General features: G+C 54.8%; 17 protein-coding genes. 8 read left to right on the top strand and 9 right to left on the bottom strand.

Annotated elements, in window-relative coordinates; translation table 11 throughout:
* Positions 1-81 precede the first annotated feature (81 nt).
* The 3 genes from ACR0MI_RS17580 to ACR0MI_RS17590 are packed head-to-tail and all read left to right on the top strand — an operon-like array spanning position 82 to position 3,343.
* Positions 82-765, top strand: a complete 684-nt coding sequence (locus ACR0MI_RS17580) for a fumarylacetoacetate hydrolase family protein (RefSeq protein ID WP_170611062.1) — start codon at positions 82-84, stop codon at positions 763-765.
* Between the two features lie 60 nt (positions 766-825).
* Positions 826-2,361, top strand: coding sequence for an acyl--CoA ligase (locus ACR0MI_RS17585; protein ID WP_170611059.1), 1,536 nt, complete (start codon positions 826-828; stop codon positions 2,359-2,361).
* Positions 2,362-2,365: 4 nt separating this feature from the next.
* Positions 2,366-3,343, top strand: a complete 978-nt coding sequence (locus ACR0MI_RS17590) for a 2-dehydropantoate 2-reductase (protein WP_170611056.1) — start codon at positions 2,366-2,368, stop codon at positions 3,341-3,343.
* Between the two features lie 391 nt (positions 3,344-3,734).
* On the opposite strand, the gene ACR0MI_RS17595 is transcribed toward ACR0MI_RS17590, so the two are convergent.
* From ACR0MI_RS17595 to ACR0MI_RS17620, 6 genes are all read right to left on the bottom strand, one after another.
* Entirely contained in the window at positions 3,735-4,163 is a 429-nt protein-coding gene (locus tag ACR0MI_RS17595; RefSeq protein WP_170816910.1) for a DUF4345 domain-containing protein, read from the bottom strand.
* Between the two features lie 28 nt (positions 4,164-4,191).
* A complete protein-coding gene (locus ACR0MI_RS17600) occupies positions 4,192-5,019 on the bottom strand; it encodes an NAD(P)H-binding protein (protein ID WP_170816911.1) in 828 nt (275 codons plus the stop codon).
* A 136-nt stretch (positions 5,020-5,155) separates the two neighbouring features.
* Entirely contained in the window at positions 5,156-6,169 is a 1,014-nt protein-coding gene (locus ACR0MI_RS17605) for an AraC family transcriptional regulator (protein WP_170816912.1), read from the bottom strand.
* A gap of 198 nt (positions 6,170-6,367) precedes the next feature.
* Positions 6,368-7,195 (bottom strand): Rossmann-fold NAD(P)-binding domain-containing protein, encoded by an 828-nt coding sequence (locus tag ACR0MI_RS17610; RefSeq protein ID WP_480855041.1) that lies wholly within the window; start codon positions 7,193-7,195, stop codon positions 6,368-6,370.
* 229 nt (positions 7,196-7,424) lie between these two features.
* Positions 7,425-8,039: an isochorismatase family protein gene (locus ACR0MI_RS17615; RefSeq protein WP_170816914.1), complete on the bottom strand. Its 615-nt coding sequence runs from the start codon at positions 8,037-8,039 to the stop codon at positions 7,425-7,427.
* 40 nt (positions 8,040-8,079) lie between these two features.
* Positions 8,080-8,946 (bottom strand): pirin-like C-terminal cupin domain-containing protein, encoded by an 867-nt coding sequence (locus tag ACR0MI_RS17620; RefSeq protein ID WP_170816915.1) that lies wholly within the window; start codon positions 8,944-8,946, stop codon positions 8,080-8,082.
* A gap of 111 nt (positions 8,947-9,057) precedes the next feature.
* On the opposite strand from ACR0MI_RS17620, the gene ACR0MI_RS17625 reads away from it, so the two are divergent.
* A complete protein-coding gene (locus ACR0MI_RS17625) occupies positions 9,058-9,978 on the top strand; it encodes a LysR substrate-binding domain-containing protein (RefSeq protein ID WP_217352232.1) in 921 nt (306 codons plus the stop codon).
* Positions 9,979-10,328: 350 nt separating this feature from the next.
* Here the strand turns inward: ACR0MI_RS17625 and ACR0MI_RS17630 are convergent, their stop codons facing one another.
* Entirely contained in the window at positions 10,329-11,663 is a 1,335-nt protein-coding gene (locus ACR0MI_RS17630) for a hypothetical protein (RefSeq protein ID WP_170613864.1), read from the bottom strand.
* Between the two features lie 99 nt (positions 11,664-11,762).
* On the opposite strand from ACR0MI_RS17630, the gene ACR0MI_RS17635 reads away from it, so the two are divergent.
* The 4 genes from ACR0MI_RS17635 to ACR0MI_RS17650 all read left to right on the top strand — a co-directional run bounded on the left by ACR0MI_RS17635 (position 11,763) and on the right by ACR0MI_RS17650 (position 15,487).
* A complete protein-coding gene (locus ACR0MI_RS17635; RefSeq protein WP_170613865.1) occupies positions 11,763-11,996 on the top strand; it encodes a hypothetical protein in 234 nt (77 codons plus the stop codon).
* A 10-nt stretch (positions 11,997-12,006) separates the two neighbouring features.
* On the top strand, positions 12,007-13,479 hold the full coding sequence (gene gntH, locus ACR0MI_RS17640; protein WP_170613866.1) for a guanitoxin biosynthesis MBL fold metallo-hydrolase GntH: 1,473 nt from the start codon (positions 12,007-12,009) through the stop codon (positions 13,477-13,479).
* 4 nt (positions 13,480-13,483) lie between these two features.
* Positions 13,484-14,464, top strand: a complete 981-nt coding sequence (locus ACR0MI_RS17645) for a CobW family GTP-binding protein (protein ID WP_170613867.1) — start codon at positions 13,484-13,486, stop codon at positions 14,462-14,464.
* Positions 14,465-14,818: 354 nt separating this feature from the next.
* Entirely contained in the window at positions 14,819-15,487 is a 669-nt protein-coding gene (locus ACR0MI_RS17650) for a hypothetical protein (protein ID WP_170613868.1), read from the top strand.
* A gap of 246 nt (positions 15,488-15,733) precedes the next feature.
* Here the strand turns inward: ACR0MI_RS17650 and ACR0MI_RS17655 are convergent, their stop codons facing one another.
* Both ACR0MI_RS17655 and ACR0MI_RS17660 read right to left on the bottom strand, forming a co-directional pair.
* Positions 15,734-17,449 carry a mechanosensitive ion channel family protein gene (locus tag ACR0MI_RS17655; RefSeq protein WP_170617493.1) on the bottom strand — a complete coding sequence of 572 codons (1,716 nt, stop codon included), beginning with the start codon at positions 17,447-17,449 and terminating at the stop codon, positions 15,734-15,736.
* A 299-nt stretch (positions 17,450-17,748) separates the two neighbouring features.
* Positions 17,749-21,411, bottom strand: a complete 3,663-nt coding sequence (locus ACR0MI_RS17660; RefSeq protein WP_170617491.1) for a flavoprotein — start codon at positions 21,409-21,411, stop codon at positions 17,749-17,751.
* Positions 21,412-21,424: the final 13 nt, after the last annotated feature.

The raw sequence follows: 21,424 nt of genomic DNA on the forward strand, positions 1-21,424 counted from the left end.
AATGTGGCGTGGCATCGATTGGAAGGTATCTGACCGTTCGGAAATCCGATCTTTGGCAGTCAAGCGTTCAGGAGGAAAGCGATGTCCGATCATGTAATTCCCGCGCCGCAGGTGCATGTCATACCCGTATCGGGGGGCGGCACGTTCCCGCTCCGGCGTGTCTACTGCATTGGGCGAAACTACGCGGCGCATGCAATTGAAATGGGCCATGACCCGAACCGGGAACCTCCATTTTTCTTTCAAAAGAACCCAAACAATTTGGACCCTTCAGGGGAATTCCCGTACCCTCCGCACAGTTCCGACGTGCACCACGAAGCAGAAATGCTTGTTGCGCTCAAGTCCGGCGGCACGAATATCTCGGTGGACGATGCATTGGATCATGTCTTTGGGTACGGCCTTTCGCTTGATATGACCCGTCGCGACCTGCAAGGGCAGATGAAAAAGATGGGTCGCCCGTGGGAAATTGGGAAAGCGTTTGAGCGCTCGGCGCCATGCGGACCAATTCACAAGGCATCAGAGGTCGGGCATCTCGACGGAGGTCCGATTACTCTGACGGTGAATGGTGAAGTTCGGCAAGAAGGCGACTTGAACCAGATGATTTGGAAAGTCCCCGAGATGATCTCGTATCTGAGCGACTACTTCGAGCTTGCGGCCGGGGACGTTATCCTTTCAGGGACACCTTCTGGTGTTGGTCCCGTCAACCGAGGGGATGTTATGGTCTTGGCCGTCGACAAGTTGGGCAGCCTGAACGTACGCGTGACTTAGAACCTGCTGCGACGACCTAACATTGCGAAAGAAACCGATGCTTGTGTAAACGGATAACAGATGCCCGATTTAGTCGCTGAATTGATTGCACACCATGCAGACACGGCAAATGCCATTGGCGCCCCTGGCCAGCCTTGGTTGAGCTACCTTGGTTTGCGCGAGCATTGCGCGAAGGTCAAAGAGGATCTGCATCAGATCGGAATAGGGCGCGGCGACAGGGTGGCAATTGTGTTGCCTAACGGACCAGAGATGGCGACGGCATTCATATCCGTCGCCCAAGTGGCGACGACGGCGCCTTTAAACCCTTCTTATACTATCGAAGAATATGTATTCTATCTCAAAGACTTGAAAGCCAAGGCTCTTGTAGTAAGCGAAAACGAAAGTGGCCCAGCCGTGCAAGCGGCGACTGAACTGGGTGTGGCCGTCTTGCGGATTTCTAGCGATAGTTCTCGTCCAGCTGGACAGTTTTCCGTTTTGGCCTGTGACCCAATTGGAGTGGCTGATACATCAGCGCCGGGTGAAGATGACGTCGCCCTGATACTCCATACATCAGGAACAACGTCGCGCCCCAAGATCGTTCCTTTGACGCAGGCCAATATCTACTCGTCGGCACGGAACGTGGCTTCGTCTTTGAAGCTGACAATCGATGATCGTTGTCTAAGCATCATGCCGCTGTTCCATATCCATGGGTTGATCGCAGCAGTCGCGGCTTCTTTAGGCGCCGGATCGCAAATTAGCTGCGCCCCTGGGTTCAACGCTCTTAGCTTTTTTTCACAGGTCGCTGAGGTTGATCCGACATGGTACACGGCGGTTCCGACAATGCACCAAGCTATTCTCGCCCGAGCCGCCCGAAACCAATCAGTCATTGAGCAATCGCGCTTGCGTTTCTTGCGGTCGTCTTCCGCGTCGTTGCCCGCGCCGGTCATGGAAGAGTTGGTGGCGACATTCAATGCGCCTGTCATCGAGGCCTACGGTATGACTGAGGCCACGCATCAAATGTGTTGCAACCCGCTTCCTCCACAAAAGCAAAAGCCCGGATACGTCGGAGTAGCAGCGGGCCCTGAAGTCAGAATTGCAGACGAAACGGAAAATGTATTGATCGCTTCGCGGGATGTCGGAGAAATCGTTATCAGCGGTCCGAACGTGACCCCTGGGTATGAGAGCAACCCGCAGGCAAATGCAGATAATTTCTTTGAAGCGGATGGAAAACTCTGGTTTCGCACCGGTGATCAAGGGTCGTTCGACGAAGAGGATTATCTGCGACTGACTGGACGCCTTAAGGAGCTTATCAATCGCGGTGGAGAAAAAATCAGTCCACTTGAAGTTGACGCCGTGCTTCTAAGCCATCCGGACGTTGCTCAGGCGGTTTGTTTTGCCGTTCCCCACGAGAAACTGGGCGAAGATATAGCGGCGGCGGTGGTGCTCTCAGAAGGAGCGACGATTGCAGGTCAGGACGTCCGGGATTTTGTTGGCGCACGGCTCGCAAAATTCAAGGTGCCGACTTCAGTGGTTATTCTCGAAGAGATACCAAAAGGTGCGACTGGTAAGATACAAAGGATTGGGCTGGCCGCTAAATTGGGACTGGCAAGGGCTTAGACACATGAAAGTTTGCATCTTTGGTGCCGGAGCTATCGGAGGTTACGTTGCCGCGAAGCTCGCGCAGACTGACGTCGACGTCAGTGTCGTTGCACGTGGCCCACATCTGGCTGCAATGCAAGAAAAAGGGCTGACTCTCCAAGAGGATGGGCAGGACCCAATCAACGTGCCAATACGCGCCTCGGACAATGCCGCCGATCTCGGCGCCCAAGACTATGTCTTTATCACACTGAAAGCGCATTCCGTTCCAGCAGTTGTGGACTCGATCCAGCCACTGATTGGGGATGAAACGACAATAGTGAGCGGAGTGAACGGGGTACCCTGGTGGTATTTCCACAAGCTGGGCGGTCCCTTCGAGGGGACGAGATTGTCATCTGTAGACTCGGGAGACGCGCAATGGAACGGTTTCGGACCGGATCGTGTGCTTGGGTGTGTTGTTTATCCGGCCGCGGAAGTCATTGCTCCGGGATCGATCAAGCATGTCGAAGGCAATCGTTTTTCTTTGGGTGAGCCCGATGGCACTAAATCAGACCGTGCCTCCAACCTTTCGGCTGCATTGTCCACCGCCGGGTTGCGCGCGCCCGTAAGACCAAGAATACGGGATGAAATTTGGCTGAAGCTATGGGGCAACTTGTCGTTCAACCCGATTTCCGCACTTACCCACTCAACACTTGATGCCTTGTGTACTGATGAAGGTTCACGCTCCGTGGCACGTGGAATGATGCTAGAGGCTCAGGAAATCGGTGAAAAACTGGGGGTTAGGTTCCCGATTGATGTCGAAAAGCGCATTGACGGAGGAGCGGCTGTCGGAGCACACAAGACCTCGATGTGGCAGGATTTGGAGCTGAACCGACCTATGGAAATTGATGCCTTGGTCACTTCAGTACAGGAATTGGGGCAACTGACCGGGATCGCAACACCCACAATCGACACTGTTGCATCACTGATAAAACTGAGGGCAAAGGTCGCGGGTCTTTACTAAGATTCTGCTGGCGATCATCTGAAGAGATCAGTTCTGGGCGGGCGGGGAGCTGAATAGCGATCCGGCGCTACAAAACGCAGATCTTTCAAGCGTCTTGTCAGAAGAACTTTGCTTGGGCGGGGCAGGAGTTTTGCTTGCTTTTGCATATGCCTAGACCTGCCTCTTTCAAATTCTTAAAACCAATCTCGAGATCATCCACCTTTCGGTGATGCTGTACATCCGCTTTGTCCGCGTAGCGGTCGCTCGCGATATTCAGGCGAACGTCTGCACCGAGCCCGAACCTGCCTTAGCCGCGTAGGGCGCCAATGTCGGCTTTCTTCGCTGCCTCTTCGGCAAAACATGGATTTGGCAGTCCCGGCATCCCGGAACCGCCCACGAGTTGACAGACCGTTTAGCCAGGCAGGTCGACAAGCCGCTCCCGGTTGGAGCCCGCTGTGCGCATCGGCTTAAACGCGGCGAGCAGAATGGCTGCGATGATGATCTCAAACGCCAGAGCGCTGATCACGCTGCCGGACGGCATGCCATCCATGACAATGCCCACGATGCGCCCGAGGGGGAAGGCCAGGAAGACCGTGAGCGCGACAGCAAGCGCAATTGGTGCCATGGCCGCGCGGAAGACGCCTGCCAGCATAAGTGCCCCAAATATCGCCAATCCCGCGCCGGGCGCCCGAAGCTCGTTCAGCAGGTTGGGATCCTGTCCAAGCGTAATGCCGTAGCTGGCATAGAAGGCATGAGGCGCCAGAGTGATCAGGGTGCCGATAGCCAGCGCTGTGAGACCGCTGATCCCGAGAGTGATCTTCTGAAAACGTGTAAGTTGCATGTTTCTTGTTCCTTTTGGTTTGACTTCGTTAGGCCGCTTTGGCCCATTTGCCCGCTGCTGCAGCGGCTTGTGCGAATTCGGTAAAGTCGCGGGGTGCCCGACCGATGGCGCGCATCACGCCGTCGCCAATCTTGGCGTTCCGACCGTCGAAAGTTTCGCGCGCGATGCTTGTGACGATATCGGCGAAGACAGTTCCGCTCGTTGCCTCAAGCTCGGCATGGAAATCCTCGAAAGAGATCGGCAGATAGTCGACCCGCCGTCCCATCGCACCGGAGAGAATGTCGGCGACCTCGGCAAAGCCCAGCAGCCTCGGACCTGTGCACTCATAGGTCTCGCCGGAATGGCCTGCGCCGGTCAGGGCCGCGACGATGACATCTGCAAGATCATCGATATCGATGATAGGCTCTTCGAGATCGCCGCCGGGCATAGGTACGACCCCTTCCATTGCCGGCTCCCAGAGCGACCCTTCGGAGAAGTTCTGCGCGAACCAGGCCGAGCGAACGATGGTGAAGTCCAGACCGGACTTGGCAATCACCTCTTCGCCGAGTTGCGCATGGTGTTCGCCACGGCCGGTGAGGATGACCAAGCGCTCGACACCGCACGACACAGCGACACGGGTGAAGCGTGTCAGGTTCTCGATGGCGCCGGGGAATGCGTAGTCGGGGTGATAGTTGACGTAGACGGCTCCCATTCCGCGCAGGGCCTTCTCCCATTTGGTGGGATCGTCCCAGTCAAATGGGGGCTGCGCTTTGCGCGAGCCTGAGCGGGCATCATGTCCCGCGGCTTTGAGCCGAGCCAGGACGCGAGACCCGGTTTTTCCGGTCGCGCCTGTGATGAGGATTGGTTTGGATATCATGTTTGGTCTCCTTTGATTGACTTGATGACCAAGGGATAACCATCGCTAGCCGCGACCGTATTTGCATCGGACGCCAGAGTTTGGGCCCAAGACGCCACCGCCCGCGCGCAGATCCCCTCGACGGTTTGCTTTGGGCTTATGTGCCTCGCCGATAGCCTGCCGGCGTTTGCCCGTGCCAGCGTTTGAAGGCCCGAGTGAACGTGCTCTGATCAGAGAACCCGGTTAAAAAGGCGATCTCGGCTAAGGCGTAATCCGTGCGTCGCAGCAACTGCTCAGACAGCGTCTTCCGCGCGCCTAAGACCAAGTCTTGGTAGGCCAGACCATCTGCTGACAGTCGGCGCTGCAAAGTCCGGGTGCTCATCCCCAAACGCACTGCAACCTCGGCAAGCGTGGGCACACCTTCGCTGAGCACCTCGCCGATTTGATCCACGACGCGCCGCTCAAGCTCGGAAGTGTCGTCAATCTGGCTAAGTTGGGTGTCGAGATGTGTCTCAAAGAACTTGGACATGCCATCGTCAGACAACCGGTTTGCGCGGCTTGCAATCGTGGTCAGCACTTCGAGAGCATCGCGATCCGCACCAAAGTGAATAGGGCAGCGGAAGTGCTCTTGATAGGCGCCGTCATCGTTGGGTCGATCTGACATGAGATGAACCGCAACCGGAGAGAAGTCATCGTCACTAACTTCCCGGCTGATCGACGTCGCGGCGGCCAAAGCCAGTTCATTGGTCATCTTAAGGCCAAGTCGCCGATCTCGGCCTTGAATCACTTCCATGAATACAGACGGTCCCACCTGTCCGACGCGGAAATTGGCGATCGAGGTTACTACCTTTCCGAAGCGTTCGACACGGGCGTAGGAGCCGAGAAGATTAGGGGCAGATTTGAAAGCGAGCCCAAAAGCACCATAGTCGTCGCATCGCATTAACGCGCCCATGTGGATGGCAACGGACCTGCCGCGATCTCCAATGTCCGCTATGCGTTCCAGTAGCGCGAAAAAGTCGCCATCCGAGATCATTGCACCGGGATCAACGGGAGCCGACGGGTCCAACCCAACGCTTGCGAATAGTGCCAAACGTGTTTCTGGATCGACGCATTCAAGCGTGACTGCAGCATTTAGTGCTTTGTGTACGAAGACCGTCGAAATCCATCCCATTCGGCGAGGATAACTGAAGACGCCCAAGCTGCAAATTGGCACCCATAGCACAAACTCTCGCGGTTAGTGCCATTGCTTTCGTTCCCGCGCCTCAGCAGAATTGGATGAGACAGAAGAAAATGGTCGACATGGGCTTACTCCAGTTTGCGGGTGGTGCGGCAGGAGCGCAGTGTCTCCCGCCGATTGATCTGGGGTGGATCAGGCGGCCACAGACCAGGCGCCTGCTTCCATGGCGGTCGTTGCGAACTCCGAGAAGTCACGCGGCTTGCGACCCAAGGCGCGCTCGACGCCGTCCGCAGTATGGGCGTTGCGCCCGTCGAGCGTTTCACGCGCGATTTGTGTGAAAACGTCGGCCACGAAGTTCCCGCCGGAGGCTGCGACATTGGCATGGAAATCCTCGAACGCGATGGGGATATGCTGGATCGGGCGCCCCAAGGCGGATGAGAGAACCTCGGCCATTTCGGCAAAGGTCATCAGACGCGGGCCAGTCACCTCGTACCGTTCACCCAGATGCCCGTCTTCAGTCAGCGTCGCGACAACGACATCGGCAATGTCGTCGATATCGATGATCGGTTCGGCAATTTCGCCGCCCGGCATGGGCAGCACGCCGCCAAGGATCGGATCGCGCAGATAGCCTTCGGAGAAGTTCTGCGCAAACCAGGCCGCGCGCACAATGTTAAAGGGAATGCCAGAGTTACGGATCACTTCCTCACCCATGCCGGCGAAGTGTTCTCCTCGGCCAGACAGCAATACGATGTGTTGCAGGCCGGTCTCCAGAGCGACCTTGGCAAAAGCCTCCAACTTTTCCACCGCGCCCGGGAAGGCAAGATCGGGGAAGTAGGTGACATAGGCTTTGGATACGCCGGTCAGGATCGGGGCCCATGTGCTTTGGTCTTCCCAATCGAAGGGCGTTTCAGAGAGGCGCGTGCCACGACGAACGGGCAGGCCCTTGGCTTCAAGCTTGGTTACAACGCGCGATCCGGTTTTTCCGGTGGCGCCAATTACGAGAATGGGTTGGTTGGTCATAGTTATTTCCTATGGTGAGCTGAGAGCTCGTTGGTTGTGTGTGATTTGGAATGGAGTTGGTCGGATTACTACTGAGGTTAAAGAAACTCAGCGGCCGCCAGTCCCATCGCGACGAAGAAAACAAGCGATGGGAGATAGATCACGTAGAACTGGACTTGCGATCCCCGGTGCAAACGCGAATTGCGGACCAGCTGCCAGCGTTGGGTTGTATGAGTTTCGCGGCGCATCGCTATACACTCGCCCGAACTTGGCCGACTAGGATCGACCAATCCATGCCCAAGGCGCTATAGACGTCACCGGCCTGCGCGTTCGCATTATCTGCAAGAATTTCGATCATCATGCTGGCACCATCCGCGATGACAACTCCGGCTTGTGTAAGCCGGTGCAAAGCCGTCTCACGTTTTGTCATGTTAAACGTCCCGCTGGCATCTACGGCGATGTAGGCTTCGAACCCTTCGCGCACGGCCCGCATCGCGGGAAACGCGGCGCAGACTTCCAGCGACAGCCCGGCGAAGATCAGTTTGCTTCGCCCGGTTGCGCGAATGGCCTCTTCCACCCGTGGATCGTCCCATGCGTTGACCGTTGTTCGGTCGATAAAGGTCTGATCTGGCAGGGCTTCCAGCAATTCCGGAATAGCAGGCCCCCATAAAGTCTCTGACGATGTCGTGGTCGTGACAATCGGCAGGCCGAGCGCCTTTGCGGCTTTGGCCAAACCGACGATGTTGTGTTTGAGGTCCGCGATAGAATAGTCACGGATGCCAGTCATCAGTCCCACCTGATTGTCGACAAATACAACGGCGGCATTGTCACGTGTAAGAGGTTCCGGGTTGTTCAGTTTCGTCACGGTCTTCTCCTTTTAAGGTTGTTGTTGGGTGGTGTTGGGTTCAGTCAATTGATCCAAGGCGACCGGCTCGGTAGTCAGCCTCGACAGCGTCAAGCTCTGCCGCGTTGCCCATGGCCAATGGACCCCGTTGAACAAAGGCTTGGCGCAGGGGGTGTCCTCGAAACAGGACGACATGAGCGCCCTCTTCGGAGGAAAATGAGATGTCCGCGGCCCCCGCAAATGCGATGGCTTTGTCAGGTTTCAGATCGGCAGACCCTGCGGTCCAGGTCACGGTGGAGGTACCGGTGATGGCCAAGACCCAGGCGTGTTGGTCGCTGTCGCTGCTGTGCGTGAACTGACCGCCGGGCTGCATGTTGATATCCAGGAGCGTCAGCGGAACGTCGGGCGCGACCCCACCCATGACACCGTTGCTGTCCCCAAGTATCAGCCGCGCGGTTGAGCGGTCGCCTGCAAGCTTTGGGATGTCCTTGGCTGCGAGGTGAAATGCAGATGGCGCGTCGTGCCGGTTCTCTCCGGGCAGGTTGACGAAGACCTGCAATGCGTGGGTTCTGGCATCGGGCCCCGGCGCTTCGTCATGCAGGGCGCCGCGCGCGGCCTTGAACCAATAGAGATCGCCAGGCGCCAGCTCGAGGTCATTGCCAAGGGAGTCGCGGTTGCGGAACGCGCCTTCGCTGTCCTCAAACATCACGGTCACAGCAGACAGGCCTGCGTGCGCGTGGGGCCCGAACGTGGGCTTTGTCGCGTAGAAGTGGTCCACCATGATCAGCGGATCCATCAGCCCCTGGAAGTCCGCGTGCTGGTAGCTTTGGGCCACAAAGCCATCGCCGATGGTGATCTTGCGACCGTCGCTTTGTGCATGTGTTTCACAGGGGGCGCCTGCGAGTGTGTCGATAAGTTGCTTGGTCATGTCAGTCTCTCGCTTCTGTTGAACTTAGAATATGAGCGAGACAATCAGCAGAAAATCGGTCAATTTCAGGTCTTATCGTTCTACATATGGAACAATAGGATGAGGCATAGCATGGACCTTAACGACGCCTTCTACTTTGTTCAGGTTGTTGAAAAGGGCGGATTTTCCGCCGCAGCCCGGTCGTTGAATATTCCCAAGTCCCGGCTCAGCCGCCGTGTGCGGCAGCTTGAGGAAGACCTTGGCGTGCGCCTTTTGCAGCGCACATCGCGCATCGTCACGACGACAGAGATCGGAGAAGACTACTACCGCCACGCGCAAAAGGCCCTCGCACAGTTCGAAGTCGCCGAAACCGCCGTCCGTCGCAAAACCAACAGGATCGAAGGCACTGTGAACGTGTCCTGTTCTGTGGGGATGGCGCAGTTCGGTCTGGACCAGATCTTACCGCGTTTTCTTCAGGACAATCCTGGGGTGACCGTTGTCCAGCGCGCCTCGAACCGGATGGAGGATTTGATCAAAGGGGGGATCGATATGGCGATCCGCGGACACATGGACACTCTGCCCGACTCGAGCCTCATCCAAGTGCGACTGGCACGGGTGGAATGGCACTTGTTCTGCTCGCCGGACTACCAGAGCGCACTCGATCCGTCCGATGATCCGACCGAGCTTGCAAATCACCCGGCCCTGGTTCTTGGCAGACCCGGAGCGACGCACCAATGGCTGCTGACCGATCGTGACGGGCAAAGCGCATCGATCCCCTGCAAGGTGCGCTTTGCAAGTGATGATATGTCAACGCTCAAAAACGCGGCGGCTTTGTCCTTGGGCGTCGTCGCCCTGCCTTCTTACGTATGTCAACGAGAGGTGGAAGCCGGATCACTTGTGCGCATATTGCCGGGTTGGACCGCGGGAACCCCACAAATCAGCCTCCTGATGCCTTCGCGGGAAGGATTGTTGCCTGCGTTTGAGGTGTTGCTTGATTTCTTGAAGCGTGAATTACCAACCGTTCTGGCCGGCGATGCACCAGCGGACACGTAACAGCGGCTCCAACGGGATTGAACTTCCCGCGTCCAGCTGTGGCATTTCACCTTCCTTTGCGGCTGAGCTTGGTAATTCTCGTTCAGAGAAGGAAAACAAGCAGACATTAGAGCGGGGAAGATCAATGGCAGTTTTGTCCGCAAAGCAGTCGTTCAGGCCGATTGCAGCGAATAGCTGCTCAGAGCCCACTTTGGCCGATGCCGCGCGTTGCCCGAACTACAGAAATACGTAGTAAGCAGACTTTGTGTCTGGATCTGCCAACTCTTGCATTCTGCGATGGCTTCCAACGCTGCAAAGCGCTGCGACTGAAACTAGAAAATTTTGCATCGGCAACGATGCGATGCGTTTCATCAGTATCTGATCAGAGTATCCAGTATCGCTTGCCGTGTTGCGTCATCATTGTGGAAAATCCTGCCGGTGAGAAACTCAGATGGAAACTCCGGCCACGTTTTACGCATTTCAGTGACTAGTCGTTGAGCTTCTTCGGTATGTCCCAACTGATCGTGCGCAACGGCTTGGAATAGGAGAGAAGGAGCACTTACAGGCGCACCGGCAGCGGGCGCTCCTTTAAAAGCTTCGACAACCTTTTCGTAATTCCCGAGCATCAGTTGCGATACACCCCAAATATTTCGTGCGCCAAAGCGACCCGATCCTGACCTTAGTCTTTCTGGATCGCTAGCCTCGGCCGCAAGATCCGGGGCGTTGGCCATGATGGCGGTGATACCGACAAGATCCAAAATATGACCATCATTCGGCGCAAGCTCGACCGACATTCTTGCGTATTTCATAGCTTCGACTGGTTTGTTTTGGGTGGCCAATACCCAACCATTTGCACCGTTTGCCCATGCATCAGTGGGAGATAGATCAATTGCTCTTCCCGACATTTCGGAAGCTTGGTTGAAGAGATCGTCTCTTTGCGCCTTATTAGGGGACAGCATGGCCAAAGTCGCCAGAACCTGCGCCGATCCGGCATAACCGTCGGAGAGTGCGGGGTCGAGCTCTGCGGCATGCTGAAACATTCCCAGTGCTATTTGCTGGCGCTTGATATCAAAAACAGGAAAAAACATCCCTCGGGCTTGATCCGCAAGATTAGCCGCCTGAAGCCTTGTCAAAGATTGCTCACCAAGAGCAGTTCGCTCAGCCTGTTCGATAGATTGAGCTGTGGGCAAAACCACCTTGTTATCCCGAGTGAACCAAAAGTCAGCCACCGCAATCAACACTAGGCAACCCAGCCCAATTGGCAGCAGTTGCCGTAGACGTCGATGCCCGCCAAGCAGATCGCTGTCCTGAACCCTTGAGTTGTCGCCTCTTGTCGTCCTTGCTTGCGAAAACCGTGGCTTGTATCCGCCGGAATCAACAAAAATTCGAACTCCCTCACCGTCCCATTGATCATCGTAAAACTCATGTAGCAGTCGACGCAGCCGTCGGGCTTCGACGCGAACGAGATTCCGACCACCGGTGCCATCAATGCTCCGGCCGTAGACTTCGACCGCGATTGCTTTGCCGCGAATCTGGGCGCCACGACCCGCGAGAGTCTCTTCGACCACGTAAGTAAGAAATTGCTGGAGTCGAGGCGAAGCCCGGAACACGACGCTGGAAACAACGCTCTGAAGTGCCTGTCGGACAAGCTCCGGCGATGGCGGTGCAACATCTTGATCTATCGGCAATTCATTAGCTTGGTTCAAAGCAAACTCACCCCCAACTCACGGTGACTCACTTGGCGCATGTCGTCAACCGCACTCATCTTGATGTCAGAATAGATAGTGGGAACCGGGAATTATCCAGTGACTTGGGAACTGAGTGATGAGCTTGCAGAGCTTTCCGGTGCGCTTTCCGGGCGTATCGAAACTGACGCGTTACTCAGCGAGGTAATCGAAGACCTAAAGAAAGTTACGGCGCTGTTGGATGACACATCGATCACAGCCTCAGAGCGCGCGGAATGGGCCCACATCAGATCTGAACTCGTGAACGAGCTTCGCCGGATGGTGAAGCGCAATCCTCGCAGCATTTCCAACTAAGGGCATAGCCATGACAAAAGAAGACAACGGCAAAGAACTTGAGAACGAACAGATCCAGAAGTCTGACGATATCGAAAACCCTTCCCGGCGACACGTTATGCAGGGACTGGCGGCAGGTGCGGTCGCAACAGGTGCCGTTAGCTACGGTACGGGAACCGCACATGCGCACCCCGGTGATGGACCACTAGGCGAAAGCCTAAAGAACCCGTACGGCGGCAGGCCCGCCGGGGGCATCACTCTGCCGGAGTACTTCCGTCCTACCAAATACATGACAGGCTCGAACGCGAATTATTTCCCGTTGTCCGAGGATCTCGGGCCTGACGAAATGCGGATATCGTTCTGTGGTTCGACGCCATTTCCGCCCCGCGAAGATCAGGCTGGAACGTGCATCATGGTCGAGCTTGGTAATGGAAAGAGGTTCTTCTTCGACTTCGGCTCGGGCTGCGTCCGCAACATTATCGGGATGCAGGTTCCGGGGCAGTTGATCAACGACATCTTCATCACACACCTGCATGTCGATCACTATGCAGACATCCCTTACATCTACCCGTTCCGGGCTTGGTCTGGTGGATACACGCCGCTGCGCATTCACGGCCCTTCTGGTCGGACACCAGAGCTTGGTACAGCCGGAATGGTGAAAGGCATGCAGCAGATGCTCAAATGGCATCTTGAGGCCTTCGATGTGTTCCCGATTGGGGACGGCTACGAGATCGAAGTTAACGAATTCGATTTCCGTCAGGAAGGCGGCATCGTTTATGACGAGGACGGTGTCACGGTGCGCTCGTGGCCGCGCAGCCATGCCAAGGACGGTGCCGTCGGGTATAGGCTGGATTGGAATGGCCTGAGTTTTGTTTGGACCGGCGATGGCCGCCCTGATGAACTGAGCCTTGAATACGGAAAAGGCGTCGATGTGTTTGTGACCGAAATGTCCGGCCAGGATATCGGGCAATTGATGACCTACAAATACGGTCTGCCGCAAGAGCTGTTCAATTACACAATCGATACGCACCATACATCTCACTACGCGGTTGGAAAGATGATGGCTGAGGCGCGCCCGCGTCTCGCAATGGTGACCCACTACACGCAAGACGAGGATATCGATGCCGAGATGCTGGCGGGAATCCGAGCCCACTATGATGGGCTGTTCGCTTGGGGTTTGGATGTCGCCGTCGTCAACGTCACAAATGATGCAATTTGGTATCGGAAGGCGACACTTCCCGGAAAATCTGGTTCGGTCGCACCATTCCGCGAACTGGGCAAGATGGAAGCAGAAGGCAAGATCACGTTGCCGGATGAAATCAAACCGCCAGCACCGCGGTCGTCACGTGCCGAACAGCAGGACCAGAAGTACCGCGATATGGAGATCGACCCAAAGGAATACTATCCAGCTGACGTATTCCGAGCCCCGGATCCAGAGTGGCCCAGTGATTTTGTCATCAAGGTCGATGACGTCATCCCGAACCGCAAGAAGAAGGCGGAGTGATGACATGATCGAATTCGGTTCGACATCCGCAATCCCTGTGACGATCCTTACCGGCTTTCTCGGAGCCGGTAAGACAACACTTCTGAACCGCATCCTGACAGGCAATCACGGGTTGCGAGTCGCGGTTCTGGTAAATGACTTTGGATCCATCAACGTGGACGCCGACTTGGTCGTCGGTCTCGAAGATGATGTGATGAGTTTGGCAAATGGCTGTGTTTGCTGCTCGATCCGAGATGACCTGATCGAAACGGTAGAGGCCGTTCTCGCCCGACCTGAGAAACCGGAATACATCGTCCTTGAAGCAAGCGGAGTGTCGGACCCGTCATCAATTGCAATGACATTTACCGATCAGAAGTTTCGGGACATGATCCGCTTGGACAGCCTCATGTGTCTGGTCGATGCGGAACAGCTATTTTCTGCGCCGGAACAAATGGAACTGAAGCTCCGTCAAATCGCGTTCTCGGACATGGTTATTTTGAACAAGGTCGACCTCGTCGACAGGGCAGCTGTTCAAAGGGTGCACGATTGGCTTGGGTCTCGCTTCCGTCGATATCGTCTGGTCGAAGCCGTCAACGGAGGCGTCCCACTGGACATACTTCTTTCCGTTGGTCGCTTTGCCGCCGAACAGCTAGAAACAGAAATACCCGATCATCACGAACATGGACCGGATTGTGGTTGCCACCACTCTGATCACTCGGGCAGCTTCTCAACAACTATGATGAAAGCTGAACGCCCGATAAGCTTGTCTTCTCTTCGGAGTGCAATTCGAAAGCTTCCGGGCGACGTTTATCGCCTCAAGGGATTTGTTTTTAGCGAAGAGGATCCGGATCATCGCATTCTTGTACAGGTAGTCGGAAAGCGCATGGACATCGCAAGGGATGGCGCATGGGGCCACCGAAAACCTGAAACAAGGCTTGTTGCAATAGGTGCACCTGGGGCACTTTCGGAATACGAGCTTTCCGATGCGTTGTTGGCGACCGCATAGCGGCAAGTTAGACAAAACTTGTTTGCCTGTTTTTCTTAAGTTCCAGCACATAAAAGCTCGAAAGCCCGCAGCACCGCGGACCAAATATGGAGAAAAACCTAATTGCTGAAGCAGCTTAGGAAATGGAGCCAAGCGATCAGATTGCTCGCACCTGCCACTGCATTTGTCTTGTCGGGGACGGCTTTGTGCGCGCAGGACGTTTCAAGTCGAGAACTTGAAGATACAACCCCAAATCTCGGATTGCCGAGTTCAGCTGAAGGACAAGATGCCGAGTTGCTTTCCGCTTTCCACGGGCTCGAGGCGTTGCCCCGCGTAGCAAATCTCATTTGCAGAGGTTCCAGGGGCAAAGACGGGATGCCTGTTATTTTTTCAACCGAGGTAGATCTGGAAACTTTGCAGGCAGGTGACTTCAGAGTCGTAACAAAATCAGGCCAGATCGGAACAATGCACTGCGCGTCAGTGTTGCCTGCTACCGATCCCGGTGAATTGCGCACTGTGCTTCTGATCGGGGATTTTGGGACCGTTTCCGTGGATCCACCGGTTGCAGTCGAGGTTATTGGACACCTTCATTCCATCGATGGAACACTTGATTTTCGCGGTGCCACGGTAGCCGTGACTCCGCTGGAAGACGGGCCGTCATTGATCTTGGCCGAAGTTGTTGAGGATTGGACTTTGGTCGGAAACTTGGGGCCACGCCGAACCAGAGGAAGCCTTTGTCCAAGTGACAACAACGTACGGGCCATTCGGGTAACTTGGGCGGGTGGCGTTACGCTGGCGAACGGCAAGGAACCTGGCGATGCGGAACGCGATCTGTACAGGATCATCGTAGAGGCCGAAGATGGATCTCAACGCACAGTTACGCCCGCCGCGCTTGCCGATCTGGGTGACGGGGACAATAACCACATGCTCTGCCTTGATACAAAGGATCTACCCATCTCGGTTTCCTTTCCAGCTGGCATTTTGACGGATCCGAATGATGATCTGAACCCAGAAACCGGCGTAATTGTCTCAAAACCCAATTAAGAAACTGCTTTAAGCTTGTTCGACTGGACTCTTAGCCTAAGATGCCGGGCCGGTTGCGGGTATTGCAGCGGTAAATGAGAATGAACGGACTTGTTCGCCTCTCGGACATTGCAAACTCGGTGTTGAAGGTCCGCTTTGGGCTGACTGCGGTCCTTTTGGAGCAATACTGCGGATGTCTGCAAAGTCCGCACAGCGGTCACTGATGCTCTGCGCAGCGAAGGTCCAGATAGAGCCCAAAGTAGTCGTTTATTCTTTCGGAGATTCGCTGGTACTTGCCGCTGCAACTGCCGCAAATTGCTCAGCGCTCGGTCGATCGCCAGTTCCTTCAACTTCTGGCATCGCGACCCGCACCTCTTTACGGGCAAAATTTATACCTGCATCGTCGAAAGCAGCCTTTACACGGGCCTGCAGTTCCGCGCGGATAGTAAATTGTTCACCAGGCTTAGTCATGAACTTGCCTCTGACAACCATACCGACATCGTCGAAATCAAAAACTCCCTGGCTCTTAAAGGGTTCGATAAAACTACCCGCGAAAGCCGGGTCGTTCACCATATCTTCGCCGATCTCCTTAAACTTCCGTTTAATGACTTTCGGATCAGTGTCATAGGGTACCGTGAAGCTGAGTTTTACAATGACCCAATCGCGACTGAAATTTGTAAGTTGAGCAATCTGCCCGTACGGGATTGTATGAATGGCGCCGAGATGGTGGCGAAGTTGCATTGACCGGATTGAGATCTTTTCGACGTTCCCCATAGCGTCACCCACCTGCACGTATTCTCCTTTGCGAAAGGCATCGTCCATCAGGAAAAATACGCCGGACAAGATATCCCGAACCAATGCTTGTGCGCCAAGCCCGATGGCAATACCGCCGACGCCGAGACCAGTTACTACTGAATAAGCCGGGAAACCGAACCTTTGTGCGGCCGCGACTATGAGCGCAAAAAGAAAGAGCCCTACAACGATCCAACTCGCAACAGTTAACAAAAGTACCCCTGCCGAGTTTGGCTCCAAACCTCGCGCCCAACTGACAACATCCACAAAAACATTTCCGGCAACAACGATAATCCAACCCAATAGAACAAAACGCAGGACGGCCAGAATATAGGCAACGGTGATCTGAGTATCGCCCGTGAGATTGACGATTTCATCCACAAACCATGCTGCTGCTATCGTGAGTGCGAGCGCAGCAAGCAGAGTTACAAACTGGTTTAGCCTTTTCGCGCGCTCCTGCTCTTGCGTTTCCGCGGTGCCTACCGAGCGCGAAGTGCGCAAAATAGGGATAAACTGCACGGTGAGCAGTATTGTAACCCCGGCCAGCGCGATCCATTGCCAATATGTTTGCTCAAAAACGACCAGCTTGCTCCAGTCCGGCAAGCCTTCGCTCCACCTGAGCGCGATCCCGGGTCCGGGCGTCGTCAGATAGGCCGTGTACAGGCCCGGTGACGAAGTGTCGATGTAAGGCAGTTCGCGTATCGCATCATAATATTCGCGGATATTCTGAGCGGTGCTGGCGGAAAAAAGGTATTCGCCGGTGCGCGGCCCGCTTTCGACAAGAGCAATTGTTATTGGGGTATTCGGGACGCGCCATTTGTTTGGCGTTTCATCGTCAACGGATGGCGCCTGAGTGATGTCCGGTAGCCCTATACGATCAAAAATTTCATCCAACAGTAAAGCAACTTCAATGGACTGGCTGCGCCGGATTTCAGGCGGAAACAGCGACATGTCAATCGTCGCCGCTGCTCGACGTAGAGGCAGTATTGTATCCGATCCTTTAGCATCAGGCTGCGTTGCGATCTTGTAAACATCGGCCATCGCGGCAACAAAAGCTTGCAAGGTCGCCTGCGGGCTTCCGGTCTTTGGTGGCCGAAGGGGGTGTTCCACAGACTGCGCTAAAGCCACCGAAGAAAGTAGCGTTAGAATGGTGAATGCTACAGCGCAGATGACGCGGTTCGAATGAAGCATTTTTGAACCAACTTTTTTGAATATCAGTTACTTACATAGCTCGTCTGGCGACGACATAAAATTGTCGGCACATCCGAGGATATATCGGGGTCCAAATTGGCAATTTTGCAAATGCGGTGCAGCCAAGTAGCGGACCAAATTATCATCTTCGAATGCCGCTCGTCATCAGTTGGATCCGATAACGATGTGGTCTAAAGTCTCTAAACACGGGTAACCGATCAGGCGCATTCGCTCTACGGGCCTGGCACTGAACGTTGACTGCAAAAGACACTGTGATACTCCAACGGCTATATCATCTCCTAAACGCTCTCTGTTTTCGGTGTCGCGATGGCCATCTCCTGCGTGTACTCGGAAACGATTTCAGACGTGCCTGCAGCAACTGCTGCTTGGTAATTCTCCGGATTGACAATGAAATAGCAAAAGGCTTTTTCAGTTTTGCCCGCTAATTCGACCGCAATTGTTTTGCGAACATAAGTGTTGCCTTCGCGGTTGATGGGGTCGTAACCCTCAAGGTTATCAAGCTCTTTCAATCCCTGCGCCGTCACGCGGTACACCTCGCCGCGGACATGTTTGCCCGAACCTTTCTTATCCACCAACGTCGCCATGCGATGTAGGAAACCACAATTAGGATTGTCGCAGGCCGGTTCTTTCTGCACGATCAACGGCATGGTCTGTGTAGTTGTCGCCGCGCCAACAAAATCGCTCAGCAGCTTTGCGTTTTTCTCATAATTCGGGAATCCGCGCTTCAGCGACCCATACGTAAAGTAGAGGTATGTTGTGTCATTGTCGTCGTCCAGCGCGTCGTCTTCATCTAAATCCTCCTCCTGCGGCAGATCACTACGCACGTTCTCGGCCCACTCGTTGAGCAACTTCCGGGTTTCGTCTGAAAGTTCGACGTCAGGGTCCAACAACATCCGCATGCAACTCAGAACCTTGAAGTCGCCAGTGTCGAGGATCAGCCTGATGATATCTTCTGCGCCGTTCTTGATGGCAACGTGCATGGCAGAGTAGCCAGCAATGTTGACACTGTTCACGTCGATACCGAGTTTCAACAATTCTTCGACAGCGGCGACATGTTCAATGCCGTGGGTGGTTCCTGTGCCCAGTGTCTCGCCGGGGCCACCGCAAGCAAAATGCAGCAATGTGTCTTTTGTTTCGTGATCGAGTACATTCACACCAACCACATCTTCCCGTATCATTCTGAAAATACGATCCCACAGTAGGTGATCGCGCGACATGGACGCTTCTTTCGCCCATTTGATAATGCGGTCCGGTTGATGGTCCAGATCATCAAATGCAATGTTCAGAGCCGTGACGATTTCGCTAGGAGTGGCCATGGCACCGATACCCATGGTGCCATTCGAGAGTTTGGAGCGGCGCGGCCCCGCAAATGTTCCTCCAAGACGTTTTAGGATAGCGACATTGTTCTGCGTCGTGATGTTGTTCCACATATTCGTATTGCAGGCAGGGCAAAATATGACGGGTTTGGTGTGATACTGCCAGGCGACAAAAACCGACGTCAGCAGCGTATCTCCGATCCCATGCGCAATTTTCCCCATAGTGTTACATGTAATTGGTGCCACAACCACGCAATCCGCCCAATCGCACAATGCGAGGTGAGAGGCGCGCACCGCCATATCGAACTGCGTATACCGGAAGTTCCATTCATCGCTGTCGCGGTATACATCTTTGGGGGTGATGTGGTCGTAAATGTCGTATGCCTTTTCGTCTCGTTCTTTCACATCTCTGAAAAAGTGCTCTGCGTGGGGTGAAGGGATCAGTTTCACGTTGTGACCAAGGTCGGTGAGCTTCTGCACAAGTTCCGGCACTTTATCCGCCGCAGAGGAGCCGCAAGCGCAAAGCAACACATTGCGCTTCCCGTCGCGTGGCTCCGTCAAACCGCCCTTGGGATATCCGTAGTCATTGTGCTCCAGGCTCGGTGTCTCGGTTTTTAACAACACGCGCAAGCCGGCCTTCTTGATGTCTTCCTGAAGTCGCCCGGCGATATAGGCATCCATAATGTCTTTTCTTTTGCCGAGGTACTCGCCTTCGAGGAACAAATACGGCACCGTGGGTTTGCTTGTTATTTTTTCAAGCTGCCGCCGCATGCGTGTCGCAAGCGTAGTGTCGCCGGACACATCAACCTCAACCAGATCCTCGGCGCCGATGTTGTTCAAGACACTATGCAGCATGTAGGACCACGGATCTTCGTCGTCATAAAAGAGGATCAGTTTATGGTCTTTTAACAGCTGCTGGACATCGCCCGGGTCACGCGGCATTTCTTTTTCTTGAAGTACGACCATCTCGGGATCATTGTTGTCGCGCAGCCCATGAAAGAGAGCTGTGCGGGTTATCTGCCAGACTTGCGAAGTTGCAGGGCTCATATCCACGAGGGTGACGTAATCGGTGTCCTCATTGTATCCGATACAAAGGCACCAGAACTCCTGCAAAAGCGCTGTTTCTGTGAAATCGCTACTGGGCAGAGCCACGGCATTGTGTCCGAGTACCTTGTTCAGATCGATGTTGATCTGCAAGTGACGCTTTTTCTGGTGCGGTTCGTCTTTATCGGGAGAATCAAAACTCTGGTCCGGCTTATGCGTCTCAGGAGATTTAAGGGTCCGCAACTGCGCCTCGAACCAAGCCTCCGCCGTGTCCGGGCTTTCTTTTGTTCTCGTGTTGAACGAATGAAACTCGGCTTTGACGTGCAGATCTTCCATTTTAGCAAGATACTTCCGCGCAATTTTGCTGAGCTCTGCGGCCGATCTGACCTTGCCGAGCGACTCCGTGTAGGAAAGTTCTGCCACCCGCATCAGCTTGTCTTCGCTGGCACCGTGATCTCCGAAAATCTCGAAGCTTTCCGCAAGAACACTCAAACCGTTCAAGTTGGGTGTGGAGCGTCTGAACATCTCATGCCGTTTGTCATTCGAGATGCTTAGATGAATGGTGCTGTCCACGTAACGGATCTCACGTTTGATCGCTTCGAGTTCGGTTGCGACCGCACCGCGGGCTGAGAACCGCAAGATTCCCCTTGCGCGGTGCGAGCTTCCGTCGCGATCGGACATCGCTTCGTAAAGCCGGCCGACCGTTGTCACCCACAGCTTGCCATACTTCTCCGGGTGAACATCCATCATATGCAGCAAGCCGGTGCTCGGGTTGCATTTGGCGATCACGGCAAAATGCCCCCCGGGCATCGGACGACCGTGTGCAATGCCGACCTGAAAATTGGCAACAATGATATCGTCTTTGCCCGCAACACGCTCGGATTCGAGAATGGCTTCCATCAACGTTTCCGCGCTGGTTGTTTCAGGGTCCATGAAGAAAGGCGTCACTTTGACCCGATCCCGAAGACCAACCGTGTGGATGTAGTTGCAAGCGATATCGAAAAGCTCACCCAGCGCGATACCCGTGTTGACGACATAGGAACTCGGCAAGTTGACCTTCCGGAAGATGTCATTGACCTCGCAAGAGAAGCCAAGTGCGGTCATACTCAACGCCGCAGCAGTAACGCTGCAGCAATTGATGGATTGCTGGAAGTCCTGCATGTAGACATTCACCAGGTCGCCAAAGAGCGTTGAGACAAATACTTCGCGTGTCTCGTTCTTCAGATCGCTCCATTTGTTGCGCGACAAGTAAGCCAGAGTTGTGTTTTGCTCTGCTTGGGCGGTCAGGCCAACCGGCAGTTCCGTATATGCAAGGTGCGCCTCGTAAAAATAATCTCCCGTTTCGGCGCGGGCGAGCTTCTCGTCAGTTTGCAAAAGGGCGATATTGCCCTCGAGCACAACATACATCCCGCTTGGCGGCAGGATATCTCCTTTGGCGACGTTTAAGACATCGAATGATGCTCGCAACTCGAGGGGTTCGCTTAACGTCACCGCATCCGGCAACGCCTCAAGAACGATAGCCCATTGATCGTCGCTTACAACCTGCGTTGTTTCGGTCCCCAAGGATTGTGTCTCGGTCATGGGTTGTATCCTT

This window comes from Ruegeria sp. D4, assembly GCF_056534475.1.

What these genes read in the sequence shown, in the direction of transcription:
- ACR0MI_RS17580 (WP_170611062.1), top strand. Translation starts at nt 82, where the DNA reads ATGTCCGATCATGTAATTCCCGCGCCGCAGGTGCATGTCATACCCGTA.
- ACR0MI_RS17585 (WP_170611059.1), top strand. Translation starts at nt 826, where the DNA reads ATGCCCGATTTAGTCGCTGAATTGATTGCACACCATGCAGACACGGCA.
- ACR0MI_RS17590 (WP_170611056.1), top strand. Translation starts at nt 2,366, where the DNA reads ATGAAAGTTTGCATCTTTGGTGCCGGAGCTATCGGAGGTTACGTTGCC.
- ACR0MI_RS17595 (WP_170816910.1), bottom strand. Translation starts at nt 4,163, where the DNA reads ATGCAACTTACACGTTTTCAGAAGATCACTCTCGGGATCAGCGGTCTC.
- ACR0MI_RS17600 (WP_170816911.1), bottom strand. Translation starts at nt 5,019, where the DNA reads ATGATATCCAAACCAATCCTCATCACAGGCGCGACCGGAAAAACCGGG.
- ACR0MI_RS17605 (WP_170816912.1), bottom strand. Translation starts at nt 6,169, where the DNA reads ATGGGATGGATTTCGACGGTCTTCGTACACAAAGCACTAAATGCTGCA.
- ACR0MI_RS17610 (WP_480855041.1), bottom strand. Translation starts at nt 7,195, where the DNA reads ATGACCAACCAACCCATTCTCGTAATTGGCGCCACCGGAAAAACCGGA.
- ACR0MI_RS17620 (WP_170816915.1), bottom strand. Translation starts at nt 8,946, where the DNA reads ATGACCAAGCAACTTATCGACACACTCGCAGGCGCCCCCTGTGAAACA.
- ACR0MI_RS17625 (WP_217352232.1), top strand. Translation starts at nt 9,058, where the DNA reads ATGGACCTTAACGACGCCTTCTACTTTGTTCAGGTTGTTGAAAAGGGC.
- gntH (WP_170613866.1), top strand. Translation starts at nt 12,007, where the DNA reads ATGACAAAAGAAGACAACGGCAAAGAACTTGAGAACGAACAGATCCAG.
- ACR0MI_RS17645 (WP_170613867.1), top strand. Translation starts at nt 13,484, where the DNA reads ATGATCGAATTCGGTTCGACATCCGCAATCCCTGTGACGATCCTTACC.
- ACR0MI_RS17650 (WP_170613868.1), top strand. Translation starts at nt 14,819, where the DNA reads ATGCCTGTTATTTTTTCAACCGAGGTAGATCTGGAAACTTTGCAGGCA.
- ACR0MI_RS17655 (WP_170617493.1), bottom strand. Translation starts at nt 17,449, where the DNA reads ATGCTTCATTCGAACCGCGTCATCTGCGCTGTAGCATTCACCATTCTA.
- ACR0MI_RS17660 (WP_170617491.1), bottom strand. Translation starts at nt 21,411, where the DNA reads ATGACCGAGACACAATCCTTGGGGACCGAAACAACGCAGGTTGTAAGC.